Source organism: Pseudomonas frederiksbergensis (genome assembly GCF_003732275.1).
Lineage (GTDB): Bacteria > Pseudomonadota > Gammaproteobacteria > Pseudomonadales > Pseudomonadaceae > Aquipseudomonas > Aquipseudomonas frederiksbergensis_H.
The window spans coordinates 130,966-147,792 of sequence record NZ_MOBM01000006.1 but is presented as its reverse complement, the minus strand read 5'-3'; the positions used below and the strand labels follow the sequence as shown (position 1 = coordinate 147,792).

The 16,827-nt window shown below is 57.2% G+C and carries 16 protein-coding genes and 1 pseudogene; 13 read left to right on the top strand and 4 right to left on the bottom strand.

The features are described from left to right. The first annotated feature begins 3 nt into the window (after positions 1–3). Genes BK662_RS04560 through BK662_RS04535 form a run of 6 tightly spaced genes read left to right on the top strand, consistent with a single transcriptional unit; the run spans position 4 to position 7,106 of the window. Complete coding sequence (locus BK662_RS04560; RefSeq protein WP_123357073.1) at positions 4–1,446, top strand: mannose-1-phosphate guanylyltransferase/mannose-6-phosphate isomerase; 1,443 nt, start codon at positions 4–6, stop codon at positions 1,444–1,446. Beyond that, the gene (locus BK662_RS04555) at positions 1,447–2,244 is read left to right on the top strand and encodes an ABC transporter permease (RefSeq protein ID WP_123357071.1); all 798 of its coding nucleotides are present in this window, start codon (positions 1,447–1,449) and stop codon (positions 2,242–2,244) included. After that, positions 2,244–3,497 (top strand): ABC transporter ATP-binding protein, encoded by a 1,254-nt coding sequence (locus BK662_RS04550; protein WP_123357069.1) that lies wholly within the window; start codon positions 2,244–2,246, stop codon positions 3,495–3,497. Before BK662_RS04555 ends, BK662_RS04550 begins: the two co-directional genes overlap by 1 nt. After that, positions 3,494–4,861, top strand: a complete 1,368-nt coding sequence (locus tag BK662_RS04545; RefSeq protein ID WP_123357067.1) for a glycosyltransferase family 4 protein — start codon at positions 3,494–3,496, stop codon at positions 4,859–4,861. The genes BK662_RS04550 and BK662_RS04545 overlap by 4 nt, the downstream gene beginning before the upstream one ends. Beyond that, the gene (locus BK662_RS04540; RefSeq protein WP_123357064.1) at positions 4,845–5,975 is read left to right on the top strand and encodes a glycosyltransferase family 4 protein; all 1,131 of its coding nucleotides are present in this window, start codon (positions 4,845–4,847) and stop codon (positions 5,973–5,975) included. Before BK662_RS04545 ends, BK662_RS04540 begins: the two co-directional genes overlap by 17 nt. Beyond that, positions 5,976–7,106: a glycosyltransferase family 4 protein gene (locus BK662_RS04535; protein ID WP_123357062.1), complete on the top strand. Its 1,131-nt coding sequence runs from the start codon at positions 5,976–5,978 to the stop codon at positions 7,104–7,106. It abuts the gene before it with no gap. Positions 7,107–7,255: 149 nt separating this feature from the next. Here BK662_RS04535 and BK662_RS04530 read toward each other — a convergent pair whose 3' ends face one another. The 4 genes and pseudogenes from BK662_RS04530 to BK662_RS04515 all read right to left on the bottom strand — a co-directional run bounded on the left by BK662_RS04530 (position 7,256) and on the right by BK662_RS04515 (position 10,688). Further along, positions 7,256–7,633: a DUF6124 family protein gene (locus BK662_RS04530; RefSeq protein ID WP_123357060.1), complete on the bottom strand. Its 378-nt coding sequence runs from the start codon at positions 7,631–7,633 to the stop codon at positions 7,256–7,258. Between the two features lie 382 nt (positions 7,634–8,015). Next, a pseudogene (locus tag BK662_RS04525) lies at positions 8,016–8,966 on the bottom strand (flavin-nucleotide-binding protein); the annotation flags it as partial. 63 nt (positions 8,967–9,029) lie between these two features. Beyond that, complete coding sequence (locus BK662_RS04520; protein WP_123357056.1) at positions 9,030–9,656, bottom strand: glutathione S-transferase family protein; 627 nt, start codon at positions 9,654–9,656, stop codon at positions 9,030–9,032. A gap of 129 nt (positions 9,657–9,785) precedes the next feature. Next, positions 9,786–10,688, bottom strand: coding sequence for a LysR family transcriptional regulator (locus BK662_RS04515; protein ID WP_123357054.1), 903 nt, complete (start codon positions 10,686–10,688; stop codon positions 9,786–9,788). 435 nt (positions 10,689–11,123) lie between these two features. Between BK662_RS04515 and BK662_RS34730 the strand changes: the two genes are divergently transcribed. From BK662_RS34730 to BK662_RS04485, 7 genes are all read left to right on the top strand, one after another. Continuing rightward, the gene (locus BK662_RS34730) at positions 11,124–11,300 is read left to right on the top strand and encodes a hypothetical protein (protein ID WP_185047077.1); all 177 of its coding nucleotides are present in this window, start codon (positions 11,124–11,126) and stop codon (positions 11,298–11,300) included. 85 nt (positions 11,301–11,385) lie between these two features. Further along, complete coding sequence (locus tag BK662_RS04510; protein ID WP_123357052.1) at positions 11,386–12,603, top strand: YcaO-like family protein; 1,218 nt, start codon at positions 11,386–11,388, stop codon at positions 12,601–12,603. Continuing rightward, positions 12,584–13,285 (top strand): TfuA-like protein, encoded by a 702-nt coding sequence (locus BK662_RS04505; RefSeq protein ID WP_123357050.1) that lies wholly within the window; start codon positions 12,584–12,586, stop codon positions 13,283–13,285. Before BK662_RS04510 ends, BK662_RS04505 begins: the two co-directional genes overlap by 20 nt. Before the next feature lie 28 nt (positions 13,286–13,313). After that, complete coding sequence (locus BK662_RS04500; RefSeq protein ID WP_148057910.1) at positions 13,314–14,030, top strand: hypothetical protein; 717 nt, start codon at positions 13,314–13,316, stop codon at positions 14,028–14,030. Between the two features lie 3 nt (positions 14,031–14,033). Next, positions 14,034–14,306 carry a MoaD/ThiS family protein gene (locus BK662_RS04495; protein ID WP_123357046.1) on the top strand — a complete coding sequence of 91 codons (273 nt, stop codon included), beginning with the start codon at positions 14,034–14,036 and terminating at the stop codon, positions 14,304–14,306. Between the two features lies 1 nt (position 14,307). Further along, positions 14,308–15,444 (top strand): HesA/MoeB/ThiF family protein, encoded by a 1,137-nt coding sequence (moeB, locus tag BK662_RS04490; protein WP_123357044.1) that lies wholly within the window; start codon positions 14,308–14,310, stop codon positions 15,442–15,444. A 35-nt stretch (positions 15,445–15,479) separates the two neighbouring features. Beyond that, positions 15,480–16,784, top strand: a complete 1,305-nt coding sequence (locus BK662_RS04485; protein ID WP_123357042.1) for an MFS transporter — start codon at positions 15,480–15,482, stop codon at positions 16,782–16,784. Positions 16,785–16,827 lie beyond the last annotated feature (43 nt).

Below are 16,827 nucleotides of genomic sequence, written 5' to 3'. Positions count from 1 at the left end.
GCCATGCTGATTCCTGTGATTCTCTCCGGGGGTGCCGGGACCCGTTTGTGGCCGGTGTCCCGCGAAGGCCATCCCAAACCGTTCATGACCCTGCCCGACGGTCAGTCGCTGCTGAGTAAAACTTATCAGCGTGCGGCGGGTTTGCTCGATGGCTGGGGCGATATCGTCACGGTGACTAACCGCGACTACTACTTCCAGAGCAAGGATCACTATCAGGATGCGCGCCTGGAGCGCCATCGCGGGCATTTTCTGCTCGAGCCGACAGGCCGCAATACGGCCCCGGCCATCGCGGCGGCCGCCCTTTCGCTACAAGCCCTGCACGGCGACGAAGCAATCATGGTGGTGATGCCTGCCGACCATCTGATCCTCAACGAAGACGCGTTGAAAAGCGCGGTCGAGCACGCCATGACGCTGGCCAAGGCCGGTCATCTGGTGACCTTCGGCGTCGTGCCGACAGCCCCGGAAACCGGCTTCGGCTACATCGAAACCGGTGCCCCGCTGGACGACAAAGGCGCCGCCAAGGTGCAGCGCTTCGTCGAGAAACCCGACCTGCAAACCGCCACGCATTACCTGGAGAGCGGTGATTTCCTGTGGAATTCGGGAATGTTCTGCTTCTCGATCGCCACACTGCTGGCCGAGTTGCACCTTCACGCCCCCGCACTGCTTGAACAGGCCCGGGCCTGCATGGCGGCCAGCGCGCCGGTGGAAACCGGCGGTTGCCTGCAACAGGAACTGTCGCCGACACATTTCGCCGAGATCACCGACATCTCCATCGACTACGCGCTGATGGAGCGCTCCGAAAAAGTAGTCGTGGTACCGGCCAGTTTCGACTGGAGCGATATCGGTTCCTGGGGCGCCGTGGCCGCACTGGTGCCGGCCGATGCGCAGAACAATCGCGCCAGCGGCGACGCGATCTTCATCGACAGCCACAACAACTTCATCCAGAGCGAAGACCGGTTGGTAGCCGCGGTGGGTGTGGATAACCTGATCATCATCGACACCGCCGACGCTGTGCTGGTGGCCCACGCCGACCGCGCGCAGGATGTGCGCCGGGTAGCCCGGCAGCTCAAGGACGATAAACACGAAGCCTATCGCCTGCATCGCACGGTCAGCCGCCCCTGGGGCACCTACACCGTGCTCGAGGAAGGTCCGCGCTTCAAGATCAAACGCATCGTGGTCAAACCCGGCGCCAAGTTGTCATTGCAGATGCACCATCACCGCAATGAACACTGGGTGGTGGTCGAAGGCATGGCCAAGGTCACCAACAATGGTTCCGGTTCGCACCTGGTGGCCAAGAACGAATCGACGTTCATTGCCGCCGGGCACAGGCACCGCCTGGAAAACCCCGGCGTGATCGATCTGGTGATCATCGAAGTGCAAAGCGGCGAATACCTGGGAGAGGACGATATCGTTCGCTTCGAAGACCAATACGGCAGGACGGTTTGAATGCTGCTTTCCCTGTATCGCTCGCTGTGGGGCTATCGAGGTTTCGTCCTCGGTAGCGTCAAGCGAGAGTTTCAAGCGCGTTATCGCAATTCGCTGTTCGGTGCCCTGTGGACCGTGCTCAACCCGCTGTCGATGATCGTCGTCTACACGGTGATTTTTTCCCACATCATGCGCGCACGCTTGCCGGGTGTGGATGACGGCATGGCCTACAGCATCTACCTTTGCGCCGGGTTGCTGACCTGGGGCCTGTTCTCGGAAATCACCCTGCGCAGCCAGAACATGTTTCTGGAAAACGCCAACCTGCTGAAGAAAATCAGCTTCCCTAGAATCTGCCTGCCGGTGATTGTGTTGTTCAATGCCGGCATCAACTTCGCGATCATCATCGGGCTGTTCCTGGGTTTTCTGCTGATCACCGGACGTCTGCCGGGCATGGCCCTGCTGGCGCTGCTGCCGCTGCTGGCGTTGCAGGTGATGTTCTGCGCCGGGCTGGGGATGATCCTCGGTGTGCTGAATGTGTTCTTTCGCGATGTCGGGCAATTCTTCGGCATCTGCCTGCAATTCTGGTTCTGGCTGACACCGATCGTGTACCCGTTGAGCATCTTGCCCGAGTGGGTGCAGCGGCTGTTGCAACTCAACCCCATGACCAACCTGATCAGCAGCTACCAGAACCTGTTCCTCTACGGCCAATGGCCGGTCTGGAGTTCGCTGCTGCCAATATTCGTGATCGGCGCGTTGTTCTGCGTGATCGGGCTGCGGCTGTTTCGTCAGCGGGTCGGTGAAATGGTGGATGAGCTCTGATGGGACATATACGCGTGACCGGCCTGGGCAAGGCCTACAAGCAATACCCCACGCGCTGGAGCCGACTGGCCGAGTGGCTGATCCCGTTTTCGCCAATCCGTCATCACCAGCACTGGGTGCTGCAAAACGTGGCGTTCGAGATTGCTCCCGGTGAAGCGGTGGGCATCGTCGGGGTCAACGGCGCCGGCAAGAGTACCTTGCTGAAAATGATCACCGGCACTACCCAACCCACCTGTGGACAGATCCAGCTCGAAGGCCGCGTCGCTGCCCTGCTGGAACTGGGCATGGGCTTTCACCCGGATTTCACCGGCCGACAGAATGCGCTCATGGCCGGGCAATTGTTGGGCATGCAGGTCGAAGAAATCGAAAACCTGATGCCGCAAATCGAACACTTCGCAGAAATCGGTGAAGCCATCGATCACCCCGTGCGCACCTACTCCAGCGGCATGCAGATGCGCCTGGCATTCAGCGTGGCCACCGCCCGACGTCCGGACATCCTGATCGTCGACGAAGCCCTGTCGGTGGGCGACGCCTACTTCCAGCACAAAAGCTTCGACCGCATCCGCAGCTTCCGCAAGGCCGGCACCACATTACTGATCGTGTCCCACGACCGCTCGGCGATTCAGTCGATCTGCGACTCGGCGATCCTCCTGGAAAACGGCCGCATGGCCATGCACGGCAAGCCCGAAGCCGTCATGGACTACTACAACGCCCTGCTCGCCGAGCGCGAAGGCCAGACGGTGCGTCAGGAAATGCTCGCGGACGGTCAGGTGCAAACCGTTTCCGGCACCGGTGAAGCCGGGATCCTCAGCGTGCGTATGCTCGATGAGCGCGAACGCGCCATCGATGCCGCTGAAGTCGGCCAGCCGGTGGTGCTTGAGGTGCAAGTCGAAGTGCGCCAGGACATCGAGCGCCTGGTCCTGGGCTTCATGATCAAGGATCGCCTGGGCCAGGCCATGTACGGCATCAACACCCATCGTCAGGACCTCGCCCTTACCGACCTGCAGGCCGGCGAGCGGGTGACTTACCGCTTTGCCTTCGTCATGGGCCTGGGCAAGGGCAACTACTCCGTGGCCCTGAGCTTGTCGCGGCTGGACTCACACCTGGACCGCAATTTCGAGTGGCGCGACTACGGTCTGGTGTTCCACGTGATCAACAACCGACACGAAGACTTCGTCGGCTGCTCGTGGCTGGGGGCGAAAACCACCATCACTCGAACAGCCGAATCGATTGTCTCGGAGAACACGCCATGACCCGTCTTCTGGTGGAATGCACGTACGTGTTCCAGCACCCCAAGGTCAATTCGGGCATTCAGCGGGTGGTGCGCAACGTCATCAATCAGTTGCCTGAACGCGTCGACAGCGTCGAGTGCATCCCGGTGGTAATGCTCAAGGGTAAGCTCTACCGGGTGTTGAGTCTGGCCCCTTTGGACACACCGCTTTTCAATGGGCTGATGGAGTTTGGTGGGCGTCTGGAGCGTTTGGCCCATCGTTTCTGGCAACTGCACCAGCGCCTGGACAAACGCTGCACATCGCGATGGGCCCGGCGTGCATTGTACGCGGCTTACCGCCTCACGGCGCTGGCGGGTTTCAGCGTACCGCTGCGTCTGATCGATCGCGTCAACCAATATCAACTGCCCAAACGCTGCTCGCCGTTGCAGCATCAACCGGGCGATCAATTAGTGCTGCTGGATTCGTCGTGGCACGCCGATTTCTTCCCGTTGGCCGAACAACTCAAACTCGAAGGCGTGGGCATTGTCTCGGTGATCTACGACCTGATTCCCCTGACCCACCCGCAGTTCTACGACACGCGACTGGTGCAGATTTTCAACGAGTGGTTCGACTGGATCGCCAAAACCGCCGACGGCTACGTGGCGATTTCCGCCACGGTGCGCGATCAGGTGCGCGAGGAACTGCATCGTCGCGTCGGTCCTGCCAAAGCCGACACCTTGTGGTTCGACTATTTCCACCTGGGCTCCGAGCTGGACCTGCGCGAAGAAACCGCCGCCGTCGAAACGCGTTTGACACGGCTGTTCGATATCCCGGAACCGGTGTTTCTGATGGTCAGCACCATCGAACCGCGCAAGAACCACGACTACTTGCTGGACGCCTTCGAACTCGCCTGGGCCGCGGGCTCGAAAGCCCGTTTGTGCATCGCCGGGCGCATTGGCTGGAAGTGCGATGCCCTGCTCGCCCGGGTTCGCAATCACCCGCAGCTGAACAAACGCCTGTTCATGTTCAACAACCTGAGCGACACCAGCCTCGAACACGCCTATTCCCACGCCAGTGCGCTGGTGTTTCCGTCCTACGTCGAAGGCTTCGGCCTGCCACTGGTGGAAGCCATGCAGCGCGGTTTGCCGGCCATGGGCAGTGACATCCCGGTTTTCCGTGAAATAGGCGGCGAGTTCATGGCGTACTTCGACCTGGGCGAACCACAAAGCCTGGCCGATCTGGTTGCTCGATTCGAGAGCAGCAATCAATTCCCGGCCGCCCGCAATGTGGTGGACTGGCGCTGGATCGGCTGGCGTGAAGCCAGTGCGCAACTGGCCGAACGAACCCTGCGCAACCTTGTGGAAACACCCGTGGCGCAGGAGAGGCAACATGCGAATTGCCCTTAACGCCCGAATCCTCCAGGCCCCGCGCACCGGCATCGGCCATTACGTCGCCGAACTGGTGAATGCCCTGGCCGGTGAACCAGACGTCGAAATGTCGCTGTTCCATGGCTGGGGCTGGAGTTCTTCGCTACCCGATGCAGCCATGCCCGGCTACTCGCGACTGACGCCGTTGCTGCGGCAAATACCCGGCGCGTATCAGGCGCGACGCTGGCTGGCGCAGAAACGCTTTGATCAAGGCCGCGCCCAGGCGATCGACCTTTATCACGAACCCAGTCTGTGGCCGTTGTCGTTCGACGGCCCGACGGTCATCACCCTGCATGACCTGACGCATTTGCATTATCCCGAGACGCAACCACCGGCGCGCCTGCGAGAAATCGAGCGGCGACTGGCCGATGGCGTGCAACAGGCGCAGCTGATTCTTACCGACTCGCAGTACATCGCCGACGAGGCTCAGGCCTGGTTCGCACTGCCGGCCGAGCGTTTTGTGGTCGCACCGCTGGGCGTGGCTGCACGCTTCCACCCCCGCGAACCCGAGGCCATCGATGCGGTGCTCAAGGCCCACGGGGTCGAGATACGGGATTATTTTCTCTGCGTCGGCACCCTGGAACCCCGCAAGAACCTGACCCTGGCCCTGCGCGCCCACGCCCAACTTCCGGAAGCGTTGCGTCAGCGCTTTCCGCTGTTGATCGTCGGGATGGCCGGCTGGCAGCGCGAGCAATTCAGCGATGAGCTGCGCCAGGCATTGGCCAACGGTCATGTGTGTTTGCTCGGTTATCTGCCCGACGAGCAGGTCGCGCAGCTGTTGGCGGGCGCCCGGGCGCTGATTTTCCCATCGCTCTATGAAGGTTTCGGCCTGCCGGTGCTGGAGGCCATGGCCAGCGGCACGCCGGTCATCCTGACTCGACGTTCGGCCATGCCCGAAGTCGCAGGCGCTGCGGGCAACTATATTGAACCTGACGATCCAGACGGCCTGCGCGATGCCATGCGCCGTCTGATCGACGATCAAACACATTGGCAGGCATGCTCGAACGCCGGATTGCAGCAGGCAAGGCTATTCTCCTGGGAGCGTTGCGCGAAGATTACCGCCCGCGCCTACCGCCAGGCTATGGGAGGTTGAATGCGAGTTCTTCATTTTTTCAAGACGTACCTGCCAGACTCGGTCGGCGGGATTGAGCAAGTGATCTTCCAGTTATGTGAAAGCGGCGCCCAACATGGCATTGAAAGCCAGGTGCTGACCCTCAGTGCCGACCCGACACCGCCGGTGGTGCAACTCGGGCAGCATGAAGTCCATCGGGCCAAACTCGACATTCAGTTCGCTTCCACAGGCTTTTCTTACAGCGTCTTCAAGCAATTTCGCGAAATGGCTGCTGAAGCGGACGTGGTCAATTACCACTTCCCGTGGCCGTTCATGGACCTGGTGCATTTCTTCAGCAGCATGAACAAACCCAGTGTGGTGACCTACCACTCGGACATCATTCGCCAGAAGCACCTGCTCAAACTTTACCGGCCACTGATGAACCGCTTCCTCGCCAGCGCTGACCGGATTGTCGCCGCCTCCCCCAACTATCTGCACACCAGTGATGTGTTGCAGCAGTTTCAGGACAAGACCCGAGTCATTCCCTATGGCCTGAACAAGGCAGGTTATCCACAGGCCGATAAGGAACGCATGGACCGTTGGCGGCAAACGCTTGGGGATAAGTTTTTCCTGTTTGTGGGCGTGATGCGTTATTACAAAGGCCTGCACATCCTGCTCGACGCCTTGAAAGACGTGGATTACCCGGTGGTGATCGTCGGCGCCGGGCCGCTGGAAGCCGAACTGCACGCCCAGGCCGCAGCGTTGGGTTTACGCAATATTCACTTCCTCGGGCGTCTGGGCGACGAAGACAAAGTCGCGCTGCTGCAACTGAGTTACGCCATCGTGTTTCCGTCGCACCTGCGCTCCGAAGCATTCGGCATCTCGTTGCTCGAAGGCGCGATGTACGGCAAACCGATGATCTCCAGCGAAATCGGCACCGGCACCAGCTACATCAATATTCACAACGAAACCGGGCTGGTGGTGCCGCCAAGTCATCCACAGGCATTCCGTGAAGCCATGCGCACCCTGTGGGAAAACCCGGCGCTTGCAGCCGAAATGGGCGTGAAGGCAGAAGCCCGCTATCGGCAGTTGTTCACCGCCGACGAAATGGGCCGCAAGTGGACGGCGTTGTATCAGGAGCTCTTGGAAGAGAAATCCCTGTCCTACGCCTAAACCTGCGGGACCGGTTGTGGCGAGCGAGCTTGCTCGCGCTGGGCTGCGTAGTGGCCCCAAGATTCTGGCAATCTATTGCCGAATTTGTGAGTGCTGCGCACTCAAGCGGGAGCAAGCTCCCTCGCCACAAAAGCCATTCCCACATTGGTTCAGCTGTGTGGCGCAGGTTTTGGTGCGCCCACGTTATCCAGCATCCGATTCACCGCCAGTTCTGCCAGCATGACGATCTGCTGAATCGCCATCGCCGTGTGCCGGTGCGGCCCTTCCAGATACCCCGCAAAATCGCTCGCCATCACACTGGCCTGGGCCAACGATTCACAGGTGTGGGCCAACAGGTCTTCGTCTTTGATATCCGGCGCAACCATAAACATCGTGCTCGGCTTGCGGGCCACGGGGGAGTTGAGGGCGGATGGGTTGAGGTAGTGGTCGAGCGCGCGTTCGGCGGCTTCGTTGAGTTTGTTTGAATTGAGGGATTCGTAGGGGGAAGTGCTGTCCGCTTCGGGCGGATTTGGTGTTGCTTTGAACATGGTGACACTCCATTCGAGAACTGGAGTTCGCCAACACTGCGACCAAACAGAAGGGTGGCGAACCGTACGCGGGTTGGTCGACCAGGGAATGGAACCCGGCAGGGCCTAAGCCCTCCCACGCACAGCTCGCCATGAAGCAAGCACAAAAGTGCGCCATTCTAAACCTGGGCGACCAAACCCGATCACTGAATTTGCAGCGACCCCCAAAGCCTATCCACCCCATGTCCGACCGACAACCGTAAAAACTTGTCGGAAACATCCCCCCAAAATCATCGTCTGTAGGACTGCTTGAAGATCAAAAGATCGCAGTCTTCGACAGCTCCTACGCAGGATCTGTTTACACCCTGTAGGAGCTGCCGAAGGCTGCGATCTTTTTCTAAACCTGAGCTCGCAGACGAGCATTCGCCTGCGCCCAGGTGCCGGTCAGCAAACTGGTGGGTGACGCGCCGTCAAAGCGCCAACGCAACGCCAGTGCCGCGGGCCGACGCACCACGCGCTCCACCTCGAAGGTCCACAGCCGCTCGGCCCCTTGAAAGGCTTCGACCTGCGAGCCTTCGAGAATGACTTGCGTACGACCGCTGAGGTGCAGCAGGTCGCCCGAATCGAAATCGATGAACAGCAAACCGGCTCGAGGATTGATCAGCAGGTTGCCCAGGGTATTGAAGAACAGGTTGCCGGCGAAGTCCGGGATGGTCAGGCGATTGCCCTCTACCTTGACGAAACCGGCCTGGCCACCCCGATGAGAAACGTCCACCGAGCGTTGGCCATCGACGTCCACATAACTGGCGACAAAGAACGTATCGGCACCGGCGATCATGGCTTTGGCCGCGTCATCCAGCCCGTTGAGGTGCTGTGCGATACGGGTCGCCGGATCCACCAAGGGTACCGAGCGAAACTGGCGCAATTGAATGTATTTCGGGCAATTGCCGAAGGACTGCTCCACCTTCACCTCGAAGCCGCTCGCCGTTACAGCGCCAACTCGGCCATTGAGACGGTTGCGACGTCGAGTGTGCAGCTCGATACCGAGCAGCCCGATCGCCGCCCCGTCTTGCAATTGCGCAGGGTCGTCGTGGCCAGGCAGGCTGCCGAACTGCAGAAACGTAGGCTCTGGAGAATGGGCAAAACCCGGCGCCCCTTCCAGAATACTGGCCCAAGGGTTGCCGTCAGCATCCACCGCGCCGTACAGGATGAACGGCAGTTGCTGATAGAACATGCGGTGCTGATCCGGCATCTCGCCGCGAATCACCCTACGACCTAATTCGTCCATTCGCTCGGCGACACCCACACGAGCCTGCAACTGTTTCTCGCCTGCGTGCCAAGGTGAACGTTCCATAACGGCTTCTCCCCTGCGCTCCTCGCGCAATAAGAACGGCCCGACTGAATCGGGCTGTGAGCATCAGGCAGTTTTTTGCAAACCGGCGACGGTGCGCGGCATGCCGACAAACCCTGGCAAGGCTTCAATCCGCGCCAGCCACGCGCGGATGTTGGCGTAGTCGTCCAGCGACACATTGCCTTCCGGGGCATGGGCGATGTAACTGTACGCGGCGATGTCGGCGATGGTCGGCTCGCTACCGACAAGATAGGGTGTTGCGCCCAGTTCCTGATCGATCACTTTGAGCCAGGTGTGGGCATAAGCGATCACCTCTTGCGCGTTGTAAGGCGCACCAAACACAGTGATCAGCCTTGCCCTGGCGGGGCCGAAGGCAATCGGCCCGGCGGCGACCGATAACCAGCGCTGAACCTTGGCCGCGCCGACCGGATCGGTTGGCAGCCAGTGGCCATTGCCATATTTCAGCGCAAGGTAGACCAGGATCGCGTTGGAATCGGCCAGCACCACGCCTTGATCATCAATTACCGGCACCTGCCCAAACGGGTTGAGCGCCAGGAAGTCCGGTTGCTTATGCGCGCCTTTGGCCAAATCGACGAAGATCAGCTCGGTCGGCAGTTGCAACAGCGACAGCATCAGCTCCACACGGTGAGCGTGGCCAGAGAGGGGAAAGCTGTAGAGTTTGATGGCTTGCATTGGTGACTCCGCTGAGTGGGGGCGCCGTTCAGGAAAGATCAGCGCCGATAGGGGGCTATCTTCCATCCGCAACCAAAACAACAGAATAACCAGCAAACGCAATCCATTATTTCAGCCAGTGCAATAACCTCAGTCGCGCAGGGCCGGGTGTTCGCGCAGTACCTTCACCGCGAAGTCGACAAAACTACGGACCCGCACCGGGGCCTTGCGCCCACCCTGATAGACCACATGAATGGGCAATGGCGGCAGTTCGAAGTCAGCCAGAACAATTTCCAGCTCACCGGCGGCGACCTTGCTCGCCACTTGATACGACAGCACTCGGGTCAGGCCCAGCCCCATGGCGGCGGCCGTGATAGCCGCCTGATTGGCGGTGACTACAAGACGCGGTTCCAGACGAATGCTGATCGGCTCTCCCGCGTCAAGGAACGGCCAGCTTCTGTGTTGCCCAATGGACGAGGTGGCGATGATCGGGGCTGCGATTAAATCTGCAGGATGCCGGGGCCGACCATGGTCAGTCAGAAATCCAGGGGAAGCGCAGATCACCCGCCGCACTTCGCCCACGCGAATTGCATGTTGATTGCTGTCAGGCAACTCACCGATGCGCACAGCCACATCAATGCCCTCCTCGACCATGCTCACCACCCGGTCGACCAATAGAGCGTTGATGCTGACTTCGGGGAATTGAGTCAGGTAACCGACCATGACCGGCGTAACGAACAAATCACCGAACAACACCGGCGCCGTGATCGTCAGTTGCCCACGGGGTTGGGCGTGGCTGCCCGCCGCAGAATCCTCGGCTTCCTGCACCTCGGTGAGAATTCTCCGACAGTCCTCCAGATAACGCTGACCCGCCTCGCTCAAATGCACGCTGCGGGTGGTACGTGTCAGCAATTGGGTGCCGATGCGCCTTTCAAGCGCCGCCACTGCCCGAGTGACACTGGCCGCCGACATCCCCAAACGCCGCGCCGCCGCCGAGAAGCTTTGTTCTTGAGCGACTGCGGCGAAGACTTGCATTTCCTGGAAGCGGTCCATCGGGTATGTCCTCATTAAAAATCAAAAGATCGCAGCCGCGGCAGCTTCTCGTAGTTTATTGCGAAAAATAAGTAGTTTAGCTTCTTCATACCGAAGCTCCTTTAAGGAGAAAAAAAGCAGAAAAATAAAATATATTAATAAACCACATCAATAACTATAAGCGATATTATTTACCATTATTAATCATGAATCTATAAAACAAACCTATTTTTCGGCTGACAAAAAAACATAATTAAAACTTCCTACAACTTACCCGTCCTCTGTACGAATGTTCTCTAATTCGTGTAGGCAGCGCCCGAAAAACAATTACAGTTAAAACAAGACTCGGTTGCGGATATAAATATTAGCTTGACATCCCTGCCTTCATCTGCAAAAAATTTAGGTGTTGCGCAACAGACCTTCTCAAACGCAATACTAAGGATGGAGTAATAACTAATGGATTCTACAATTAATGATGTAACCTTCGAGCTTCAACTGGACACAGAAACTGCGGAGAAGTTTTCCGTCATTCTGAACGATGAAAGCCTCATGCACGCTGGTTTTGTGGCACACCATTCGAACAACAACGTATTGACGCTGGCTCTGGCTGAAGACGTAAAAATCGCAGCCTGAAAAAACGGGAGGGAAGTAACTCCCTCCCGTTTTCTATAGTGTCGAACATGATGCTTGTTGATCATTCACTAAAAGGTGACCACTTATGCAAAGGCTTAGTTCGAGCCTTCGTCGCCGCAGTGCCGAAGAAACATTAAAAATTATCGTCAACAATATAGCCCCGCGCTTGGGCATTACCCGAGTGACCGACACAACCTGGCTGGACCGCATTGGCATTCCGGTGTTTGCCAGTATACGACCGGAAGCTTTGAAGGGTTCGCTGTGCGTAAACGCTGGCAAAGGCCTCAGATCAGCAGAAGCCAAAATAGGCGCGTATATGGAAGCCATCGAGTTCAGCCTTGCGCAATACAACACTGCGCAACTGAAACTGTTAAAAACCACGCCGAGACAACTCATTGAAAGCCACGAAGGACGAATAGCGTTCAATCAGTTCTGCATGTTGTATGGCTTCTCTGCCGACGCCGATTCGCTCATCATGGCCGTCGAAGTTGATGATGTATTGCGCAAGCAAAAGGTGCTTGCACCCGCCGAACTGGTATTCATTCCCTACCCCGAAAACCCCGGGCAACGGCTCTTCGGGGAAAGCTCCAGTGGCCTGGCTTCAGGAAATGACTTGGTGGAAGCCTCGGTACACGCTGTTTGCGAACTCATGGAGCGCGATGTTCAAGCCTTCAATCACCTGCATGACCGCTCCTGCATCGTCAATCTGGACCGCTACAGCGCAGAAACCGACGCCCTGATCAATAAAATCAATGACGCCGGATTAAGCTTGTCGGTTCGTTACACCGAGAACTGTTTTGGCGTGGCCTACTTTCAGGCTTTTATCATGGAAGAGTCTTCCCAGGCGCCCATCTCTGTGGCCACCGGCTCAGGATTGCATCCCCTCAAGGAAATCGCCTTGATCCGGGCCATCTGCGAGGCAGCCCAAAGCCGTTTAAGTCACATCCACGGAGGCCGGGACGACATCATCGAGCGCGTCAAATACTTTGAGAAGAAGGGCCGTTCGGTCGAACTTCAGGCCATCTCACGCTTGCGTACCGTGGCCACCTCCCGGAAACAGATGATCGATTACTCCTCCATCGACTGCCAAGAAGCCGCGATACCCACGATCGAATCGGCCTGGGAGTTACTCATTGAGCGGTTGCAGAATATCGGGCTCAGTACTGTGCTAAGGGTCTTGCTAAGTAAAACGACGGACGACATCACTGTGGTCAGAATCATTATTCCGGGGCTTGAAGCCTTTGAACCCGGTTTGAAAAGGGTCGGTCCGAGGTTACTTACGTATGTCAAACAAAGCGCTTGAAGTATGCACACTGTTTGCGGGCCCCTCCCTGCAAGGAATAGACAATCAATTACTGTGCGGTGGCGACCTGGTGTTACGCCCGCCTGTCAAACGCGGCGATATCGAACGCCTGGTGGCGCAATCACCCCCTTCGAACCTCGCCATTGTCGATGGCGTATTTCATGCACACCCTGCCGTCGGCCATGCCGAGATACTCGACGCCTTGGGCGCGGGTTGGCGCATTTGGGGATTGTCGTCCATGGGATCCATTCGTGCCTGTGAAATGGATACGCTGGGAATGACAGGCTTTGGTGAAGTATATCGACAATTCGCCAGCGATCCTGACATGTCCGACGACGAAGTGACCCTGATACATCAAGCACAAGAGCCTTTTCTTTCACTCAGTGAACCACTTATTCATATCAGGCAATTTTTAAAACAGTGGATGACTGAACAGATCATTACGCCAGCACAAGAACAACACCTACTTCACTACCTGAAAAACATGTGGTACGGACATCGAACACTAAATTGTTTAAAAGAAGCCTTGCTGGCACTCCCTGTCGCGGAGCAACAAATAGATAGCGCCTTGGCCAACTTTTCTGCCTACAGAATAAAGAGCTTGGACTTGATCGATTTTCTCAAACTGCAACCATGGACGCGGACGGTAAAACAGAATGTCGCCATCAGATATACTGTGTGAAATAAATGGTTTGCCCTTTGTGCACCCCATGTTCAATAGCATCAAACTTTTAACGCTCGTCGCCGTTGTACGTAAAAATATCGAGGGAGGTGAGTTACCTTTAACTTCCTATTTGCAACCAGACTTTGCCACCACCCTATATAATCGGCACGTCGAAGGTGCGCCCGCGTTTTCGCCCCATCAAGCGCTCGGTAATGCCGAGCAGATCATGGTGGCTGAAGCGAAGAACAACCTCAAAGCCTTGCTGCCGGAATGGGCCAAGTTATTGGACTTGCCGGTTAAAATTCATAAGTTGCTGACTCAACAAGTTAGCCTGACCAATCCCGTGCTGCCGCAACAAATGTTTCTGGGCGAAGCCGCGTTTACCAGCATGACGGACCTTGAAGAGTTGCTGGTGCATGAACTGTCCCATATCTGGTCCAGTTTGATCGCTGAGATTTACGACTTCCAGCTCAAAGACAGTTCGAACAACTACATACTGCCATCAGGAACCGGCGGCAAGAACCCTAGGGGTGTCTTGCTGGCTTGCCTGTTTGCGGTCAGCGCCGTGAACTACCACCAGCGGTTGTTGGCCAGCGGTTCCGTGCGAGCTCGACCCGAACGACTCGAATACTTGCACCAGTACTTCCTCAAAAGTCTGGCCACTCTCCAAGCGTCGGCCGAACTGTCCGAAATCGGAAAGCTGATCACCTCCAGGCTGGATTTGTTTTCCAACGACCTGACAACTGACACCGTTCAAGGATGACCCATGGCCGTCATACACTTTCCCCGGCAGTTCATGTCCTACACCGATCAGCATAAAACATATGCCACTGAGGGCTTGTGTGTTAGCGATGTACTGAACAATCTGACCGCACGGTTTCCCGACCTAATTGGCCCGGTCTTCTCTGAGGACCTGTACCCGCAGCCGTTCGTGGTGTTGTTCGTCGACGGCATGCCCGTGACCAGTGAGCAAGACCGCCGTTGTCCTCTGGACAGTAACGCGCAATTGATTCTGATCAACGCAGTGGCAGGTGGCTGACATGCAATGCAATCTGAAGACGGACACATCCCGTTATGCCCGCCAAATCATCCTCAGCGAGGTCGGCGTTCAGGGGCAGCAGCGCCTCAAAGACAGCAAGGTGCTGGTGGTCGGCGCCGGGGGGCTGGGTTGCCCGGTACTCCTGTACTTGGCAGGTGCTGGCATCGGGACGATCGGCATTGTTGATAACGACATCGTCGACGTGAGCAATCTGCACCGACAAATTCTCTATGCAATTGCCGATGTAGGCGACCTGAAAGTATTGGCAGCCAAGCGCCGAATCAACCAGTTGAACCCCGACATCGTCGTCCACACCGTTGCCACGACACTGAACCCGGACAACGTCCTGTCGCTGCTGGCGGAATACGACATCATCGTCGACGCCACGGATAACTTCAGCGCCAAATACCTCATCAGTGACGCCTGTATCGAGTGTGAAAAACCGATGGTCTATGCCTCGATCAGTCAGTTCGAGGGGCAGGTGTCAGTACTTAACTATTACAACCGGCACACCCAACAACGGGGGCCATGCTTCCGGGATCTGTTCGAAACACCGCCGCCACCGCACTTGACACAAAACTGCTCGGAAGCGGGCGTTCTTGGCGTCATACCTGGCTTGCTCGGTTGCTTTCAAGCCAATGAAGTACTCAAGCTTATCCTCCGTGCCGGGGAGCCCTTGAGCGGGAAGTTGTTGTCTATCGACTGCCTGGACAACACTTTCCACCTATTGAACATCAACAAAAAAACACGGGACCGGCCCCCTGCGAAAATGCTTGGCGCTACGACCACGTCTGCGTGGCGCGACAGCGACTGGCTGTCACCCGACACACTGCATGACTGGATAGCGACACAAGCGCCATTTCAATTGGTCGATGTGCGCGACGTCAGCGAGCATCAGCAAGGTTCGCTGGGCGGCAGACTGATTCCGCTTAAAGACATCATCAAGCGCCAGGAAGAACTCGATACCTCTTACCGTATCGTTTTCTATTGCAGATCAGGCATCAGGAGCAAGGCGGCCCTGCTGGCAGTTCGCAGCGTCAGCCAGCAAGCGGAACTCTATAGCCTTGAGGGTGGTATCGAGCGATATCTGGCGATTTACCCTGATGAACGTTACCCCGTCCTATTTGAACGCCCCTGATTGCGCAGTCACCTATCTGGATCAAAGGTACGTCAATGAGTGCAAATTTTTCAGGCATTACGTGGGGCTTTCCCGGAATCGACCGGCGTCTACTGAAAGTGCAATTCAGCTTTTTGCTGATGGTTCTGGGGGGACGATGCAATCAACTGGCGGTGGCTTGGTGGGCCTTGCAGGAAACAGGCTCTGCGCTCTATTTCGCCAACATGATTGCCTGTTCCATCGCAGCGGAGGTGTTAGCTAAACCCTTGCTGGGATGGCTGGGGGACAAGTACAACAAAATCCTGATCATCAAGCTGGCCTCATGGATCAGCCTGCTGACAGCGCTGTTGATGGTGATGCTGTCCGCCACGGGGTCGTTCAACCCCTGGACGGTGGGCGCGCTAATGATGATCAGCAGTGCGATCGTCGGCGTGCGCGACCCTCTCCAGGCGTCGATCATTCCTTTGTTTGCAGACGACGATAAAGTCTCCCTGGCCTTTCGGACCAAAAGCGTAATGTCGTCCTTTTCCATTCTGCTAGGGCCGGTACTGGCCAGCGGGTTGATTTACGGGTTCGGTATCTCGTTCACCTTTGCAGTCGATTTTTTTGCGATTCTCATCGCCGGGGCGTTGATCGCGACCATCCCGAGCCACATCGGTTCCACCGACCAAGGCGAGAAAGCCCCGGGCGCCAGCGGCTTCAGCATGATCTATTCCGGCTTCAAAGTGGTTTACGGAGTGAAAGTCGAATTTTACCTGGCCATCATTGCAATGCTGATCAACTTTGCCTTGTTTCCGTTCTTCACCATCCTGATCCCACTGTACGTAAAGGACGTCATCCAGTACCCGGTCACTTACATCGGTCTTCTGGATTCGTGCTTCGGGCTGGGCATTCTGGCAGGCAGTTACAAGATCATCGGCTGGCTATCCGACCGGGTCCCCCGTGACATGTGTGTGTCCGCAGGTTTTGCATTACTGGGGTGCAACTTAGTGGTGGTCGGCACCGTTCCATCGTCGTTCATCGTGCCCGCGGCCTTTTTCTGCGGCGGTGTCGGCCTGATGTTGATCAACATCCCCACCTCCGCTGTGAGGTTACTGGCGACGCCCAAGCTCCATCGCAACCGCATATTTGCCACGGTTTCATTTCTGTCTGCGGCGGCCAGTCCCTTGGGCAGTTTCGCCATGAACACCTTGATTGCCTATCTGGGGATCGCACTGACAATCACGCTGCTGGGCATCATGGTGCTGTTGTTGTCTCTGCTGGTCTTTCTGGTACCCGATTTCAAAACTTTCATGCGTTCCCAGGATACGCAGCTCAATGATGCCTACCTGGACAAATACCCTGAAGCATTTGCGCACTGACGTGCCTCGCAGTACCCCGCCTCTTACAAACGGAGTTGTCTTT

Coding starts and splice junctions, on each gene's coding strand:
- BK662_RS04545 (WP_123357067.1), top strand. CDS start 3,494: ATGACCCGTCTTCTGGTGGAATGCACGTACGTGTTCCAGCACCCCAAG.
- BK662_RS04500 (WP_148057910.1), top strand. CDS start 13,314: ATGTTCAATAGCATCAAACTTTTAACGCTCGTCGCCGTTGTACGTAAA.
- BK662_RS04540 (WP_123357064.1), top strand. CDS start 4,845: ATGCGAATTGCCCTTAACGCCCGAATCCTCCAGGCCCCGCGCACCGGC.
- BK662_RS04505 (WP_123357050.1), top strand. CDS start 12,584: ATGTCAAACAAAGCGCTTGAAGTATGCACACTGTTTGCGGGCCCCTCC.
- BK662_RS04520 (WP_123357056.1), bottom strand. CDS start 9,656: ATGCAAGCCATCAAACTCTACAGCTTTCCCCTCTCTGGCCACGCTCAC.
- moeB (WP_123357044.1), top strand. CDS start 14,308: ATGCAATGCAATCTGAAGACGGACACATCCCGTTATGCCCGCCAAATC.
- BK662_RS04485 (WP_123357042.1), top strand. CDS start 15,480: ATGAGTGCAAATTTTTCAGGCATTACGTGGGGCTTTCCCGGAATCGAC.
- BK662_RS04560 (WP_123357073.1), top strand. CDS start 4: ATGCTGATTCCTGTGATTCTCTCCGGGGGTGCCGGGACCCGTTTGTGG.
- BK662_RS04515 (WP_123357054.1), bottom strand. CDS start 10,688: ATGGACCGCTTCCAGGAAATGCAAGTCTTCGCCGCAGTCGCTCAAGAA.
- BK662_RS04495 (WP_123357046.1), top strand. CDS start 14,034: ATGGCCGTCATACACTTTCCCCGGCAGTTCATGTCCTACACCGATCAG.
- BK662_RS04550 (WP_123357069.1), top strand. CDS start 2,244: ATGGGACATATACGCGTGACCGGCCTGGGCAAGGCCTACAAGCAATAC.
- BK662_RS04510 (WP_123357052.1), top strand. CDS start 11,386: ATGCAAAGGCTTAGTTCGAGCCTTCGTCGCCGCAGTGCCGAAGAAACA.
- BK662_RS04530 (WP_123357060.1), bottom strand. CDS start 7,633: ATGTTCAAAGCAACACCAAATCCGCCCGAAGCGGACAGCACTTCCCCC.
- BK662_RS04535 (WP_123357062.1), top strand. CDS start 5,976: ATGCGAGTTCTTCATTTTTTCAAGACGTACCTGCCAGACTCGGTCGGC.
- BK662_RS04555 (WP_123357071.1), top strand. CDS start 1,447: ATGCTGCTTTCCCTGTATCGCTCGCTGTGGGGCTATCGAGGTTTCGTC.
- BK662_RS34730 (WP_185047077.1), top strand. CDS start 11,124: ATGGATTCTACAATTAATGATGTAACCTTCGAGCTTCAACTGGACACA.